The sequence below is a fragment of the Kitasatospora sp. NPDC017646 genome (assembly GCF_044329365.1).
In the GTDB taxonomy this organism is placed as follows: Bacteria; Actinomycetota; Actinomycetes; order Streptomycetales; family Streptomycetaceae; genus Kitasatospora.
In genome coordinates this window covers 66583-82155 of sequence record NZ_JBIRJC010000004.1, presented here as the reverse complement: position 1 = coordinate 82155, position 15573 = coordinate 66583, and the positions used below count along the sequence as shown (strand labels likewise).

The 15573-nt window shown below is 74.8% G+C and carries 11 protein-coding genes; 5 read left to right on the top strand and 6 right to left on the bottom strand.

Annotation, left to right across the window (positions count from 1 at the left end; translation table 11 throughout):
* Positions 1–49 precede the first annotated feature (49 nt).
* The gene (locus ACH4J0_RS08575) at positions 50–877 is read right to left on the bottom strand and encodes an ArsR/SmtB family transcription factor (RefSeq protein ID WP_396237642.1); all 828 of its coding nucleotides are present in this window, start codon (positions 875–877) and stop codon (positions 50–52) included.
* Between the two features lie 82 nt (positions 878–959).
* Between ACH4J0_RS08575 and ACH4J0_RS08570 the strand changes: the two genes are divergently transcribed.
* A complete protein-coding gene (locus ACH4J0_RS08570; RefSeq protein WP_396237640.1) occupies positions 960–2219 on the top strand; it encodes a hypothetical protein in 1260 nt (419 codons plus the stop codon).
* The gene (locus tag ACH4J0_RS08565) at positions 2216–3043 is read left to right on the top strand and encodes an isocitrate lyase/phosphoenolpyruvate mutase family protein (protein WP_396237638.1); all 828 of its coding nucleotides are present in this window, start codon (positions 2216–2218) and stop codon (positions 3041–3043) included. Before ACH4J0_RS08570 ends, ACH4J0_RS08565 begins: the two co-directional genes overlap by 4 nt.
* A gap of 28 nt (positions 3044–3071) precedes the next feature.
* Here ACH4J0_RS08565 and ACH4J0_RS08560 read toward each other — a convergent pair whose 3' ends face one another.
* Positions 3072–3848, bottom strand: a complete 777-nt coding sequence (locus ACH4J0_RS08560) for a TetR/AcrR family transcriptional regulator (RefSeq protein ID WP_396237636.1) — start codon at positions 3846–3848, stop codon at positions 3072–3074.
* A 259-nt stretch (positions 3849–4107) separates the two neighbouring features.
* Between ACH4J0_RS08560 and ACH4J0_RS08555 the strand changes: the two genes are divergently transcribed.
* Both ACH4J0_RS08555 and ACH4J0_RS08550 read left to right on the top strand, forming a co-directional pair.
* Entirely contained in the window at positions 4108–5634 is a 1527-nt protein-coding gene (locus ACH4J0_RS08555; RefSeq protein ID WP_396237634.1) for an MFS transporter, read from the top strand.
* Between the two features lie 214 nt (positions 5635–5848).
* Positions 5849–6814, top strand: a complete 966-nt coding sequence (locus tag ACH4J0_RS08550; protein WP_396237632.1) for a molybdopterin-dependent oxidoreductase — start codon at positions 5849–5851, stop codon at positions 6812–6814.
* Between the two features lie 258 nt (positions 6815–7072).
* On the opposite strand, the gene ACH4J0_RS08545 is transcribed toward ACH4J0_RS08550, so the two are convergent.
* From ACH4J0_RS08545 to ACH4J0_RS08530, 4 genes are all read right to left on the bottom strand, one after another.
* Entirely contained in the window at positions 7073–8803 is a 1731-nt protein-coding gene (locus ACH4J0_RS08545) for a LuxR C-terminal-related transcriptional regulator (protein WP_396237630.1), read from the bottom strand.
* Positions 8804–9028: 225 nt separating this feature from the next.
* Positions 9029–10348 carry an MFS transporter gene (locus tag ACH4J0_RS08540; RefSeq protein WP_396237627.1) on the bottom strand — a complete coding sequence of 440 codons (1320 nt, stop codon included), beginning with the start codon at positions 10346–10348 and terminating at the stop codon, positions 9029–9031.
* Between the two features lie 46 nt (positions 10349–10394).
* Positions 10395–11729, bottom strand: coding sequence for a peptide ligase PGM1-related protein (locus ACH4J0_RS08535; protein WP_396237625.1), 1335 nt, complete (start codon positions 11727–11729; stop codon positions 10395–10397).
* A 115-nt stretch (positions 11730–11844) separates the two neighbouring features.
* A complete protein-coding gene (locus tag ACH4J0_RS08530) occupies positions 11845–13899 on the bottom strand; it encodes an anthranilate synthase family protein (protein ID WP_396237623.1) in 2055 nt (684 codons plus the stop codon).
* Positions 13900–14182: 283 nt separating this feature from the next.
* On the opposite strand from ACH4J0_RS08530, the gene ACH4J0_RS08525 reads away from it, so the two are divergent.
* Entirely contained in the window at positions 14183–15526 is a 1344-nt protein-coding gene (locus ACH4J0_RS08525; RefSeq protein ID WP_396237621.1) for an NADP-dependent malic enzyme, read from the top strand.
* Positions 15527–15573 lie beyond the last annotated feature (47 nt).

Below are 15573 nucleotides of genomic sequence, written 5' to 3'. Positions count from 1 at the left end.
CGGTGCCCCGGGCGCGCTCACGGCACCTCGGACTGGTGCCCCGGTGCTCTCAGGACACCTCGACGCCGAGCAGCTCGCGCAGCGCCCGGCAGCCCTCCGGGGTGACGCGCAGGGCCCGGCCGGAGCCGATCCGCTCGACCCAGGCGCGGTCCAGCGCCGTCCGGCAGAGGGCCGCGCCCAGTGCGCCGCCGAGGTGGCTGCGGCGCTCCGTCCAGTCCAGGCAGCTGCGCACCACCGGGCGCCCGCCCGGGCGGCCGGCGCGCGGCGGCAGTTCGATCGCCTGCGCGGCCAGCCAGCTGTGACCGCGCTCGGTGACGGCGGGCCCGGCGAGGTCGGTGACCAGGCCGCGGTCGAGCAGCGCGTCGGCGACGGCCACGCCGAGGCGCCCGGCCAGGTGGTCGTAGCAGGTGCGGGCACGGGCCTCGGCGCTCCGCCGGGTGGCCTCGCGGAGGTTGCGGGGCTCCGAGCGGCCGGCGCGCACGGCCGCGGCGGCGGTGAGCGCGGGTCCGCCGGGACCGGCGGCGGTGAGCGCGGATCCGGTGGGAGCGTCGGTGGTGGGAAGGGCGGCGATGGGAGCGGCGGCCTCGGCCGCGGCCTGGGCGAAGACGGCGAGGTCCTCGATCGTGGTCGCGACGGCGGGGGAGGCCAGCCGGACGTACCGGTGCCGCCCCTGCCGCTCCTCGGCCAGCAGCCCGCCCGCGATCAGCCGCGACAGGTGCTCGCTGGCCGTGGACGGTGCGACGCCCGCCGAGCGGGCCAGCTCGCCCGCCGTCCAGGCGCGGCCGTCCAGCAGCGTGCAGCAGAAGGCGGCGCGGGTGGGGTCGGCGAGCAGCGCGGCGAAGGCGGCGAGCGGCGAGCCCCGGTGTTCCACTGGCATGCGTCCATGGTCGGCCATGCGTCCATGGTCGACCCGGCACGGTTCGGCCGGCGCCGAAACGACCCGGGTCCACGATGGCGGCATGAGCGATCCGACGTCCCATGAACTGACCTTCTCCCGCTACGAGGACGTGACCGCGGCCCTGGCCGACCCGGCACTGGTCCCGCCGCCCGCGACGCCCGGCCCGTACGGCACGGTCGCCTGGCTGCGGGCCACCGTCGCCCGGTTCAGCGCGGGCGAGCCGCACGCCCGGCGCCGGGCGCTGGTGCTGGCCGACCTGGAACGGCTGGACCCGGGCAAGCTGCGGGTCCTGGCCGCGGGCGGCTTCGATCCGGACGTCCGGCTGCGGGTGGTGCGGGCGCTCGCGAGGGAGCTGGGCCTGGCGGAACCGGAGGTCGTCGCCCGGGACGTGAAGGCGGTGGCCCGGGCGTACTTCGAGCCGGAGCCTGACGATCCCGCGGCGGACGCGGCGGTCGCCCGGCTGCTGCCCGCGATGGGAGAGGACGACCCGGAGACGGCCGCGAACCGGATCGGGCTGCTCGTCCAGGCCTGCGAGGCCACCGCGACCCTGGTGGAGCACGCCCGGCGCAGTGGTGGAGCGGCCGCCGCCCTGCGGGACGATCCGCCGGTCCGGGCGATGCGCCGCTTCGCCGCCCGGGCGACCGAGGTCGGCGGGGTCGCGGTCCCCGCCGGGGCGCACGTGCTGCTCGACCTCGACGCCGCCCGGGAGCCGGGCCGCGAGCCGCTGGCCTTCGGTGCCCCGCCCCGGCCCTGCCCGGGCCGCTCGCACGCCCTGGTGATCGCCGAGGGCATCCTGTACGGGTCCTCCGACCCGGCGGACACTTCCCGGCCGCCTGCCGAGGAGCCCCTCCCGCAGGCCGAACTCGCCTCCCTCATACCGGAGATGGTCGACCACGTGCTTGCCCTGGCGGACACCTGGACGGCCTGGGACGGCCGCCCGTCCGTCAACGGCGACGGCCGGACCTACACGCCGCACAAGGCGATTCGCCGGGTCACCGACCACCTCCTCGACCACTGGGCGGAGGTGGAGGCCCGACTGGCCGGTGAGCCGGCCGCCGCCGACCACTGGCACGCCTCCAATGTCACCACCCCGGCCGACCTGGTGCCGTTCACCGCCGCCGACCTGGACGAGGCCCGCAGCCGCCTCACCCGGCTCGGCCGGATCTGGGCCCAGCGGGTCGCCGGGCTGCCGGAGCGGCAGTTGGACGACTCGCCGGGGTCGGGCTGGAGCTTCCGGCACATCGTCTGCCACCTTGCCAGGACCGGCTTCTACTACGTGGACTCCGTGGGTCCGATCGAGCGGCAGGAGCCGACGCGGTGACCGGGCCCGCGCCGATGACCCGGCCCGCGCCGACTGCCGCGCCCGCGCCGATGACTCCCTTCGCCGCCCTGCACCACCGCCCCGGCCGCCCGCTGCTGCTCCCGAACGCCTGGGACCACGCCTCGGCCGCCGCCCTCGCCGCAGCCGGCCACTGCGCGATCGGCACCACCAGCCTGGGCGTGGCGGCCGCCGCCGGACTGCCCGACGGTGCCGCCGCCACCCGCGCGGAGACCGTGCGGCTGGCCCGCCGACTGGGCCGCGACGGCTTCCTGCTGAGCGTCGACGCGGAATCCGGTTTCAGCGACGATCCGGACGAAGTGGCTGATTTGGCCGTGGAGTTGGCGGAGGCCGGCGCCGTCGGCATCAACCTGGAGGACAGTCGCCCGGACGGCACGCCGGCGCCGTCCGCCGTCCACGCGGCGAAGGTCGCGGCGGTGAAGGCGGCCGTGCCCGAGCTGTTCGTGAACGCCCGCACCGACGCCTACTGGTGCGGCAGCGAGGACCCGGAGCCGGAAACCGTACGGCGGCTGGACGCCTACCAACGGGCGGGCGCGGACGGCGTGTTCGTGCCCGGGCTGGGCGATCCGGCGGTGATCGCCCGGCTGGTCGGCCGGCTGTCCGTCCCGCTCAACATCCTCTGGACGCCGACCGGTCCGGGTCTCGCCGAGCTGGCCGCGCTCGGGGTGGCCCGCGTCAGCCTGGGCTCGCTGCTGTACCGCTCGGCGCTGGCGGCGGTGGTGGCGACGGCCGCCGCCGTGGCCTCGGACGAGCCGGTCGGTCCGGTGCCGGGTTACGCCGAGGTCCGGGCGCTGAGCGGGAGTTGAGGGCGTGCCGGCTGGTGGCGGTCCGGGCTCAGGGCCTGGACCGCCTCGCCTCGATCCCGTCCAGGATCACGTTGAGGCCACGGAGGAAGCTGCTGTCCCGGCCGGCCTCGATCTCGTCCGGCACCTGGGTGGTGTAGAGGCGGTGCAGTCGCGGGTGCCCCCTGGTGGCCTCGACGACGGCGGGTAGCAGCTGGTCCATGAACTCCTGCTCGCCCTGGCCGCTCCTGGTCAGCGCGCTCAGCCAGGCGGCCTCCACGCTGGCGGTGCCGATGGTGTAGCCCGTGACGACGCCCATCACGTCGTTGGCCTCGCCGAGTTCGAAGCCGGCCGCCTCCATCAGGCCCAGCAGGGCCTCGGAGAGCCGCATCCAGTTGGGGCCGAGGTAGACCATCCCGACGTCGCCCATCACGGCGACCATCCAGGGGTGGCGCACGACGGCCGCGCGCATGGCCTGGGTGGACTCGACGATGGCCGCGCGCCAGACCTGCGGGTCCTCGGCGCCCTCGGCCCGGGCCAGTGGGAGTTCGCCGAAGACGTGGTCGACGACCAGGGCGAGCAGTTCGTCCTTGTTGGCGACGTGGGTGTAGAGCGAGGTCGCGCCGGCGTTGAGGCGGGCGCCGAGCTTGCGCATGCTCAGCGCGTCGATGCCTTCGGAGTCCAGCAGTGCGAATGCCTCGGCGACGATCTGCTCGCGGCTGAGGGCGGGCTGGGTCCGTCGTCTCTGCGGACGGTTCCACGGCGACGGCATGCCCGGCCGTGCGCCGGTGCGTCGCTCCGGCGGGGTGTCCTCCGACTTGGCCGTCATCAGGCCCTCCATTCCACGTGCCCCTGGTCGGGTGCGGTCCGACCAGCATAGGCCCCGCCTCCGCACACCGTCCGGTCTTGCGAACAGTGTTCGGCCTCCGTACAGTGTTCGGCGTAGCGCACACCGTTCGGTCGGGGACCGGCGGACGGGGTGCGCCGTGTGGCGTGTCGGACACGCCTCGGGACTTCCGCGCGGCTGCCGCCGACGCGAGGACTTGCGCGGGGCCGCGGCCGACGCGCCGAACCGAAGGGGGATCGCGGTGGACCGTCACCCGCGTCGCTGGCTCATCCTGGTCGTGCTCTGCCTCAGCAGCCTGGTGCTGGTGATCGACAACATGGTGCTCACGGTGTCCATCCCGCCGATGGCGGAGGACCTCAAGGCCGGGGCGCAGGACATCCAGTGGATCATCGACTCGTACATGCTGGTCTTCGCCGGCCTGCTGCTGACCTCGGGAAGCGTGTCCGACCGGTACGGGCGGCGAAAAGTGATGATCATCGGTCTGGCGCTGTTCGGCGCGGCCTCACTGGTCGCGGCGGTCGCCGCCAGCCCCGGTGAGCTGATCGCCGGCCGGGTGCTGATGGGCGTCGGCGGCGCCCTGATCATGCCGAGCACGCTCTCCATCCTGATCACCGTCTTCGACGACGAGGAGCGGCCCAAGGCGATCGCCGCCTGGAGCGCGGTGGCCATGATCGGCCTGGTCGGCGGCCCGGTGCTGGGCGGTGCTCTGATCGCCCACTTCTGGTGGGGCGCGGTGTTCCTGCTGAACGTCCCGGTCGCCGCGGTGGCCATCGTCGCGGCGGTCGTGCTGATGCCCGAGTCCAAGGGCCCGTGGCGCAAGCCCGACCTGCCCGGCATGGTGCTCTCGATGGTCGGCATGACCGCCCTGGTCTGGTGGATCATCGTCCTCCCGCGGGACGGCTTCGCCCACCTCGGCACCCTCGGCTCGATGGCCGTCGCGGTCACCGCGCTCACCGGCTTCGGTGTCCGTCAGGTCCGCACCGACTCGCCGATGGTCCCGCTCAAGCTGTTCCGCAACCGGGTCTTCACCGGCGCGAGCTTCTCCCTCGTCCTGCTCACCTTCGCCATCGGCGGCCTGATGCTGGTGCTCACCCAGTACCTGCAGTTCGTCCTGGAGTTCACGCCCACCGACACCGGCCTGGCCTTCATCCCGCTGGCCATCGCCTCGCTCGCCTTCAACGTGATCGGCGCCGCGCTCGGCAAGAAGCTGCCGGCCCGGGTGCTGACCGCCATCGGCATGGTGATCATCGCGGGCGGCTTCGGCCTGCTGGCCACCCTCTCGGTCGGTGACGGCTTCACCAAGGTGGCCCTGGCCATGCTGGTGCTCGGCATCGGCTCCGGCCTCGGCACGCCGGCCGCGGCCAACGCCCTGATGGGGGCGATCCCCGGCGAGCACGCCGGCGTCGGCTCCGCGCTCAACGACACGATCCAGCAGTCCGGCGCCGCGCTCGGCGTGGCCATCCTCGGCACCGTGCTCTCCAGCACCTACACCGGATCGATGCCCACCGACGCCCCCGCCCCCGCCCGGCACGCGATCACCGACGCCCTCGCCCTCTCCGCCGGCAGCGGCGACACCGCCCTGGCCCGGGCCGCCCGGGAGGCCTTCAACACCGCCACCTCCACCACCTTCACGGTCGGCGGGATCGCCGTCCTGGTGGCGGCGGCGCTCACCCTGGTGCTGATGCGCGGCAAGGCGGCGGCGCAGGCCCCGGCCGAGACCGTCGAGACCGTCCAGGCCGCCGAGGCGGTGGTCCGAGACCGCTCCTGAGCGGCTCGGCACCCCCGCCCGCCGCAACCACCCCACCGTCCGTAACCACCCCACCGGCCCCGGCTGACGCCCGGATCCTGCGGCTGCCGCGCGCCCTCGGGCCGGCCCGCTCCGGCGTCCCGCTCGCCGAGACGGCGGCCCGGGCGGGCCGTTGTCAGTTCCTCCTTGTACCGTCGGTCACGGCAGCAGTGGTCCTCGCACGGGGGTGTGACGCATGTTCAGGACGGACCCGGAGACGCCCGACGTCTTCCTCACACCGGTCGAGGAGGTCTTCGTCCGCAACCATCTCGGCCGGCACCCGCGGCTGGACCCCGCCACCTGGACGCTCACCGTCGAGGGCCTGGTGGAGCGCCCGCTGCGACTGGACTTCCGGGACCTCCAGCGCCTTCCGCAGACCGGGTTCACCGCCGTCCACGAGTGCTTCGGCAATCCGCTGCGCCCCACCGTGCCGACCCGCGCCGTCACCAACCTGGAGTGGGCCGGCGTCCCGCTCGCCGAGGTGCTGGCGCTGGCCGGCCCGCGCGCGGAGGCCCGGCACGTCTGGCTGGAAGGCGCCGACCGCGGCGACTTCGCGGGCGAGCGCGACGTGAGCTACCTCAAGGACCTGCCCCTGGAGGAGGCGCGCGCCGAGGTCGTCCTCGCGCACACCATGAACGGCGAACCGCTGCGCCCCGACCACGGCCACCCGGTGCGGGCGGTGGCGCCGCGGATGTTCGGCACCAACTCGGTCAAGTGGCTGACCCGGATCGTGCTCGCCGCCGAGCGCCCCGAGCACCTCTTCACCACCCGGCTGTACACCCGCGTCCTGCCGGGGGAGAGCGATTCCCGGCCGGTCCGCGAGAAGGACGTCAGCAGCAAGCTGCTCACCCCGCGGGACGGGTGCTCCCTCCCGGCCGGGCCCCGCGATCTGGCGGGTTACGCCTGGAGTTCCACCGAGGTGACGGCCGTCGAGGTCGCCGTGGACGACGCCGACTGGCAGCCCGCCGAGCTGGACCGGCGCGGCCCCGGCCTCGGCTGGCAGCGGTTCCGGTTCCGGTACGACCTCGCCCCGGGCCCGCACCGCATCCGCTGCCGGGCCACCGACTCCGCCGGACGGGTCCAGCCGCTCACCGGGGACCGCAACGCCGTCCACGAGATACGGGTGACCGCCGAGGTCAGCGAACGTCCGGCCGGGCGGTGACCGCCGGGCGGCCTCGGTGAGCAGCGGCCTTGCCCACATCCTCGACGGTGTCCGGCTCCTCCGCGGCCGGCCCGGGCCGAGCACTGGCAGCAGTACCGCCGACGCTGGCGGGCCGGCGCACCGACGCCGACGGCCCGGACCGCGGGTGAGCGGTCCGGGCCGTAGCGGTCGCCGGACCGCTACCTCGGCAGCAGGACGGCTCGGCGGCGCCTGGGCCGGGACGGGCGGTGGATGCTGGGCGGAAGGGGGCGAGGACGGTCAGAAGATGCCGGGGTCGGGGATGCCGGGGCGGTCGGTGGTCCAGAGGTGTGCGTGGCGGGCGAGTTCGACGCGGGAGCTGAGGCCGACCTTCCTGAAGATGTTGCGCAGGTGGTAGTTGACGGTGTGGGGGGATCGCTGGATGCGCGAGGCGACCTGCTGGTTGGTGAGGCCCTGGCTGACCAGGTGGGCGACGGTGCGTTCGACGTCGCTCAGGGCGTCGGCGTTCTCCTCGGCCGCGCGGGCCGCCGGGTCGGGGACGGGCAGGGCCGGTGCGGGGGCCGGGGCCAGCGCGGGGGTGGCCGGTGGGGCGGGCAGCCGGGGCTGGGGCGGGGCCTCGGTGACGGCCTCGGTGACGGTCTCGGTGGTGCGCCGGCGGGAGCGGGTGTCGAGCAGGGCCGCCAGGTCCTCCGCTGCGGCGGTCCGGGCCCAGTGGTGGCCGTGTTCGGTGGCCGCGCGGACCAGGCCGTCCGGATCGCCGTGGAGCAGGCTGACGGCGTGGACGGCGGAGGCCGCGAGGGTGGGGACGCCGGGGTTGTCCCGGGCGAGCCGTTCGGCCTCGTGGGCGGCGATCGCGGCCCAGTGCGGGTCCCCGGCTTCGAGGGCGGTGCGGACGAACCAGGCGGCGGCGCCCGGTTGGCGGGTGAAGAGTGCGGCCCGCTGGGCCGGGACGGGGTACTGCACGTCCATCTGCGCCAGCGCGGCGTGCGCGCCGTGCCGGGCCGCGGTGACCTGGAGCTCGACCCAGTCGTAGACCGGTGTGGGCATGCGGCCGGCGCCGTCGGCGAGGGTCTGGCGGTAGCGGCGGACGAAGGCCTCGGCGCCGTCGTGGTCGCCGAACCGCAGGGCGAGTTGGCCGAGCGTGGCCAGCAGCGGCGGCACGTACAGCAGGGTGCCCCGGCACATCGCGGCGGCGAGCGCCTGCTGTGCCTCGTCGCGGGCTTCGGCGAGCCGGCCCCGGTGGCTGAGCAGCCGGGCCCGGTGGAGGGCGACGATCGAGTCCATCCCGCCGCCGCCCAGTCCGATCAGGTCGGCGACGGCGGCCCGGACGGTGGACTCGGCCTCGCCGTACGCCCCGACGTCGAGGAGCCGGTCGGCCAGCACCAGGTGCAGGTAGGCGCGCCAGACCGGTGACGGCATGGCCCGGGCGCCGTCCACGGCGGTCCGGGCCAGTCGGAGCCCTTCGGTGAGGTGCCCGTCGGCCAGCACCAGGTCGGAGAGGACGGCCGTGGCGGCCAGGACCTCCGCGTCCGGGTCGGTCCGGTCGTCGTAGCCGCGCAGCACGGACTCGGCGTGCCGGCGGCCCCGGTCGGGGTCCTGGAAGTGCCGGCCGAAGGCGCGGCCGGCCAGGACGGCGCTGCGCACCGTGGGCGGCAGCTCCGGCGTGCCGACGCCGCCGCGGCCGAGGATCTCCTCCGCGGTGGCGAGGGCGAGCCGGACCTCGCCGCCGGCGAGCCGCAGTTCGACCAGCAGGCACCGCAGGCGGGCGTTGAGTTCCGGGGGCAGGCCGAGGGTCAGGGCCGTGCCGAGGAGTTCGACCGCGCGGTCGACGGAGCCGACCGAGGCCAGCGCCCGCAGCAGCCCCAGCGGGTCGGTCACGAGGGCGCGCAGCAGTGCGGCGATCTGGTCGGCGCTGCCCTGGGTGGCGAGCAGCCGGGCGGAACTCAGGAGCGTCGAGTCCACGCGCTTCTCGGTGATGCCGACGAGCGGATCGGCCGCGCCGCTGGGCACGGCCGACGGTAAGGACAAGGACAATGGGTTCACACCGCTCTCCCCGTGTCCGCGGCGCGCGTGGTGGCCGCGGATCGATCGTCTCGCGCTGGTTCACCATGTCATCAGCGGCGCTCCTGGGCCACGGACACGTAACGGATTCTACGGTGCTTGATCCGCCTTTGGTGTGAACACGCCGTTAAACGACACGGGAGCGAACAGTGCGTGCGCGATCCGCCGCGAGCTTCACGGTCGGTTCGATGGCGCCTCCAACCGCACTCCGCGCGACCGGTGTTCGGCCGAGGCGCTGACCAGGGTGAGCAGCAGGGTCAGTCCGGCGCCGCACAGCACCGCCGTGCCCGGCTCGGCGTTGGCGAGGATGACGGCGGCGAGCGAGGCGGTGAGGCTGTAACCGACGCCCTGCACGGCGTACATCAGGGAGTACCCGGCCGCGAGCATCCCGGCCGGCACCCGCTCCCGCAGCGACAGGTTGCGGGTGACCATCACCCCGGACTTGAAAGCCCCGGCCAGGACCAGCCCGAGGGCGATGCCCACCAGCCCGGGCAGCACCGCGATCAGGGCGACGAACGCCGCCATCGCGACCAGCAGCACCAGGCTCTGCGCCCGCGGCCCGCCCGGCCACCGGCGGGCGCCGTACAGCAGCCCGCCGACGACGCTGGCGACCGAGAACACCGTCAGCAGCGGACCGGACCAACTGACCGGCAGACCACGGGATTCCAGCAGGGCGGGCAGCACCAGCTCGGCGGTGGCCAGCAGCGCCATCGCGGCGGCGCTGGTCAGGTAGACCGGCCATCCTGCCGCCAACGCCCGCCCCCGCGAGGGCCGTTCGCCCGCGCCGTGGGCCGCCTGCTCCCCGTCGGTGCCGACGGCGGGCAGCGTCCGGACCCCGACCGCGGCCAGCGCGGCGCAGCAGGCGGCGAGCCCGAGCGGCGCGCCGGGTGCCGCGCCGAGCGCCAGGAACGCCACCGCGGCCGGGGCGACGGCCCAGATGCCCTGGGTGAGCGTGGTCTCCACGCTCAGCGCCCGGGCCACCCCGTGCTCCGGTACGGCGGCGACCAGAAGCGCCCGCAGCCCGCCGGCGTGCGCGGCCGGGGCGGCCCCGGCGAGGAATGCCAGCACCACGGCGAGCGCGGGCGGCGCCGAGTGGCAGAAGGCGAGCCCGGCGAAGGCGCCCGCGCCGCCCAGCAGCCCGAGGGCGAGTTCGCGCCGCAGCCGGGTTCCGTGCAGCCGGGCACCGAGCAGCGGCGCGCCGACGACCTCGCCGACCACGTACGCCCCGCCGAGCACGGCGCCCAGGGTGTACCCGCCGGCGGTCTCCCGTACCAGGAAGACCAGGGCGAGCGGCGCCATGGCGACCGGCAGCTTCGCCGCCAGGGTGACCAGCAGCCAGGGGCGGATCCCGGGGCGGCCGAGCAGTTCCCGGTACCCCATGGCCGGGGGCTCGCCCCGGGCCTCCTGTTCCAGCGCGCCGCCCTCGGCAGTGCCGCGCTCAGCAGTACGGCGCTCGGCGGTGCTGCGCTCGCCCTCACTCACTGGCGTTCTCACTCACTGGCGTTCTCCTTCCCGACCGGTGCCCGCCGGACGTCCACGGTCACTCACCGGCGGTCCCGAACAAGGCGTCCACTTCCTCCTCCAGTACCCGCGCGGCGTCGTCGTCCTCCGCGATCAGGCAGCAGCCGCCGAAGCCACCGGTGCGGCCGTTGTCGTGGACGGTCACCACGACGCCGGTGCGCCGGGCCGGGTCGAAGGCCAGCGAGGTGGCGGTGAGCTTGTCCAGGGTCGTCCGGAAGTCGGGGAAGGCGACCCGGCGCTTCTCGATCAGGATGCGCTCACGGGTGTAGTCGCCGCCCACCAGCTCCTCGCCGATCCGGTGGATGTGCGCGGATCCGACGACCCGTCCGTTGATCTCGTTGACGAGGACGGTGTCGTCCGGGGTGACGATCGCGTCGACGCTGAGGCTGCCCCGGTAGCCCATCCGGTGGAGCGTCTCGGACAGCTGCCGCGAGTCGTCGAGGAAGGCGGCGAAGGCGGGCAGCCGGACCGACGGCGCGGGCACGATCAGCCCGTTGATCACCGGCTTCATCCGCATCTCGCCGTGGCCGACGAGCCGCACGCCCTCGTCGGTGACGAGCAGTTCGGAGTAGACGGCGGGAGATTCGGGGGTGTAGTGCTCCAGGACCACCCGGCCCCGGTGCGGGCCCGCGTAGTGCGCCCAGCGCCGGTCCAGGTGGGCGGCGAGCGCGGCGCGTTCGGTGATCACCTCGGTTCCGGTCGCCCCGATCGGGCGAATCCCGGGCACGGGGCTGACGATCTCGTTCCCGATGCCGCCGACGTGGAAGTCCTGCTTGACGATGACGGGCTGCCCGGCGCCGATCGCCTCCCAGAGGAACTCCTCCGCCTCCTGCCGGTCGTCGGTGACGGTGCCGAACGGCACCGGGATGCCGTGGCCGACGGCCAGTGCCCGGAAGGCGGCCTTGCTGTTGAGCAGGGCGGTGCCGCTCTGGGCGGCGAACGGGAAGCCGGGGGTGTGCCGGTCGAGCCCGAGGGTGCGGGCGAGCCGCACGCTGACCCGGTCGAAGTGGAACGGCAGGATGGTGCGGACCTCGTGGTCCCGTACGGCGGCCTTCAGCCGGGCGACGAACTCCGGGTCCTCCAGCCGGTCCCGGGAGAGCACGTCCTCGCCCAGGCTGCCGACGGGCGGCACCACGACGGCCCAGGAGCCGCGGTCGATGCCCTTCAGGGCGGCGACGTAGGAGAGGAACTCCTCGTCCAGCTCGACCGGGAGGACCAGGACGTCGCCCGCTTCGGCGAGCCAGACCATCCGCTGGGCCTGGCCGGCCACGTAGCGCCGGTACTCGGGGGTCAGCGAGCCCAGGTCGCCGATCATCTCGTCGGTCCGCTGGTTGCTCACGATCAGTTTGGGCATGACGGGTCCTCTCCGGAGGGGGGTACGGGTCGGGGGTCCTGCGGCGCTGCGGTGCTCGGGTGGTGTCGGGCTGCGGTGTCGGGCTGTGCGGTCGGGCGGCGGCTCGGCCAGTGGCTCAGGCGGTGTGCGCGGCGACGGCCGGTACGGCGAGCAGACCGGTCACGGACTCGCGCAGGACGTCGAAGCCGTCGGTGCTCAGCACGGACTCGGGGTGGAACTGCAACGAGTGGAAGTGCGGTCCGCGCAGACCGTGCACCTCGCCGGTGCCGGCGTCCCGACTGACCGCGACCGGGGCCATGGTGGCTATGGCGGCCGTGGTGGCCGTGAGCGTGGCCGGACCGGTCAGGGCCCGCGGCGTGAACTCGTCGCGGTCCGCCACGGCCGTGAAGCTGTTGTAGAAGCCGACCCGGCGCTGCCGCCCGAACAGGTCGACGACCTGCTGCCGCCCCTGGTTCGGCCGCGCCTTGCGGACCAGGGGCAGGCCGAGCTCACCCGCGAGCACCTGGTGGCCGAGGCAGATCGACAGGAACGGCCGGTCGCCGTCCAGCAGTTGGCGGGTCAGAGCGCGCAGCATGGTGATCTTGGCGTCGCCGACCTCCCGGGGGTCGCCGGGCCCGGGGCCGACCACCACCAGGTCGGCTCCGTGGAGCTCGACGCGGCCGCCCGCCCCCCGGGCCAGGGCGTCCCAGCGGCGGATCTCCGGTTCCAGCCCGAGCGCGGCGAGTTGGTGGCCGATCATCGCGGTGAAGGTGTCCTCCGCGTCGACCAGCAGCACCCGGCCCCGGATGCCTCCGTCCGCGGCGCCGCCCGTCCGGTCGTCTCCGGTGCCGTCCGGCCGGCTCAGCCAGAACGGCGCGAGCTGGGCGTTGCGCCCGGCCAGCGCGGCCCGGATCCGGGGGTCCGAGGCCCAGCCCGAGGTGTCGACGGCCGCCGGGGCCGGCCCGGCGGCGTCCGGCGTCCCGCGGACGGCCGCGAGCATCCCCGCCGCCTTGGCGTACGTCTCGGCGACCTCCGCCCGCGGATCGGAGTGACGGACGAGGGTCGCTCCGACGCCCATCCGCAGCCGGCCGGCCCGGTCGATCCGGGCGGTGCGGATCAGGATCGCCGAGTCCAGCCACCGCCCGCCGGCCGCGTCCCGGCCGACCAGGGCCAGCACCCCGCTGTAGTAACCGCGCCCGTCCGGCTCGTAACGGCTGATCAGCTCGCACGCGGACTCCAGCGGGCTGCCGGTGACGGTGGGTGCGAACAGCGTCTCGCGCAGGATGTCCGGTATCGGCCGGGTGCTGTACCCCTCGATCAGGTACTCGGTGTGGGCCAGCCGCGCCATCGGCTTGAGGTACGGGCCGACGACCCGCCCGCCGTCCTCGCAGATCCGGCCCATCATCTTGAGTTCCTCGTCGACCACCATGAGCAGCTCGTCGGTCTCCTTGCGGTCCGCGAGGAAGTCGAGCAGCCCGGGCACGGACGGCCCACCGGCCGGGTAGCGGTACGTCCCGCTGATCGGGTTCATCACCACCTCCCCGTCGATCGCGCTGACGTGCCGCTCCGGCGAGGCGCCGACGAAGTAGCGCTCGCCCGCACGGACCAGGAACGTCCAGTACGTGCCGCGCTCCTGTGCCAGCAGCCGGCGGAAGACGGACAGCGCCGCGCGCGCCCCGAAACCGTCGATCTCGGCGGTGAACGGGCGCTCCAGGACGAAGTTGGCACCGCGCCCGTGGCCGATCTCCTCGGTCAGCACGGTCCGCACGAGCTCCGCGTACGCCTCGTCGTCGAGCGCGAACTCGGCGTTGCGGACGGCCAGTCGGTCGTCCGGCAGCAGGCGCAGCGCATCGGCGAGGTCGACCGACTCCTGGTCGGTGACCCGCAGCGCGAGCAGCGGGGCGCCGTCGTCGGGGGCGGCGAAGCCCCGCTCCGCGACCTGCCGGAACGGGACGACGACCAGCAGCTCGTGCCGGGCGCCCGCCGGGTGCCCGGGCCCGTCCTCCAGCGGCAGCTCGGCCAGGGAGGCCGGCTCGGTCGGCTCGCCGACCAGTACCTCGACCCGGTCGGCGTCGCCGCTCTCCGGCCGGTGCAGCAGGGCGTACGCGGCGGGCTCGCCGCCCGGTGCGAGCAGCGTGCCGAGCAGGCCTCCCGGGGCCTCGTCGTGCAGCGGCCGGGTGTGCCCGGTCATGGCGCCTCCTGGAACGGCTGGAGCGAGCGGAAAGGGGGATGGCAACGACACTTCCGCACGGCCGGGAGGCCCACAACTACTCGAATTCGCAGGTCAATCGGGGAATGTGGCGGCCGGGTGGGACAGACCCACTCGGTCGAGTAGTTCCACCCGTGTCGGCGCCGCGACTAGCGTCGAACACGATCACCTTCGCGACGGACCTCCCGGCAACGGAACACCCGGCGCCCTGCGCCCCGTGAGGATCCCCGAGGCTCCCCCGAGATCTCCCGAGAAAGGGACGCCAGTGTCGGTCGCACACCAGGACCGTGCCGAAAGGCTCACCGAGGACGAGATATTCCGGGCCCACCGGGGCGGCAAGCTCCGCACCCAGGTCCCCATCACACCGCTGGACGCCCGCGCGCTCTCCGCGATCTCCACCCCCGGGGTCGCCCACGTCAGCCGGGCGATCGCCGAGGACGGCCGGCTGGCCGCCGACTACACCTGGGCGCACCGGCTGGTGGCCGTCGTCAGCGACGGCACCGCGGTGCTGGGCCTGGGCGACGTGGGCCCGGCCGCCGCGCTGCCCGTCATGGAGGGCAAGGCGGCGCTGTTCAAGGCGCTGGGCGGGCTGGACTCCGTACCGCTGGTGCTGAACACCCGGGACGTGGACGAGATCGTCGAGACGCTCGTCCGGCTGCGCCCGTCGTTCGGCGCGATCAACCTGGAGGACGTCGCTGCGCCGCGCTGCTTCGAACTGGAGCGCGCCCTGGACGCGGCGCTGGACTGCCCGGTGATGCACAACGACCAGCACGGCACGGCGATCGTGGCGCTGGCCGCGCTGCGCAGCTCGGCCGACCTGCTCGGCAAGCCGCTGCCGTCGATGCGGGTGGTGGTCTCCGGCGCCGGCGCGGCGGGCACCGCGTGCGCCCGGATGCTGGTCGCCGCCGGGGCGGGGGAGGTCATCGTGCTGGACTCGCGCGGTGTCATCCACCACGGCCGTGCCGAACTCTCCACGGCCAAGGCCCAGTTGGCCGAGCTGACCAACCCGCGCGGGCTGCGCGGCGGCCTGGCCGACGTACTGCCGGGAGCCGACGTCTTCATCGGCGTCTCCTCGGCGACCGTGCCCGAGGAGCTGATCGCCGCCATGGCGCCCGGCGCCGTGGTGTTCGCGCTGTCCAATCCCACCCCCGAGATCGCGCCGGAACTGGCCGCCCGGCACGCCGCGGTGGTCGCCACCGGGCGCAGCGACCACCCCAACCAGATCAGCAACCTGCTGGCCTGTCCCGGGATCTTCCGCGGCGCCCTGGACGCCGGGGCCACCCGGATCACCGAGCGGATGATGCTGGCCGCCGCCGACGCCATCGTCGCCCTGGCGGCGGAGGACCTCGCCCCGGACCGGGTGGTCCCCAGCGTGCTCGACCCGCGGGTGGCCCCGGGCGTCGCCGCCGCGGTCGCCGCGGCCGTGCGGGAACCGGCTGCGGTACGCGAGCCGGCCGGCGTCCGGGAGTCGGTGGTCGTACGCGAGCCGGTCGCCGTACGCGATCCGGCGGTCGTACGCGAGCCGGCGGCCGCGCGGGAGGAGCTCCTCACCGGCACACCGCTCGCCGCCGTTCCGTCTTCTTCCGTTTCCGTTGAGGAGCGACCGTGATCGACCGCACCAGCACCCTCACCGCACTCGACTCCTTCCGCGCCCCC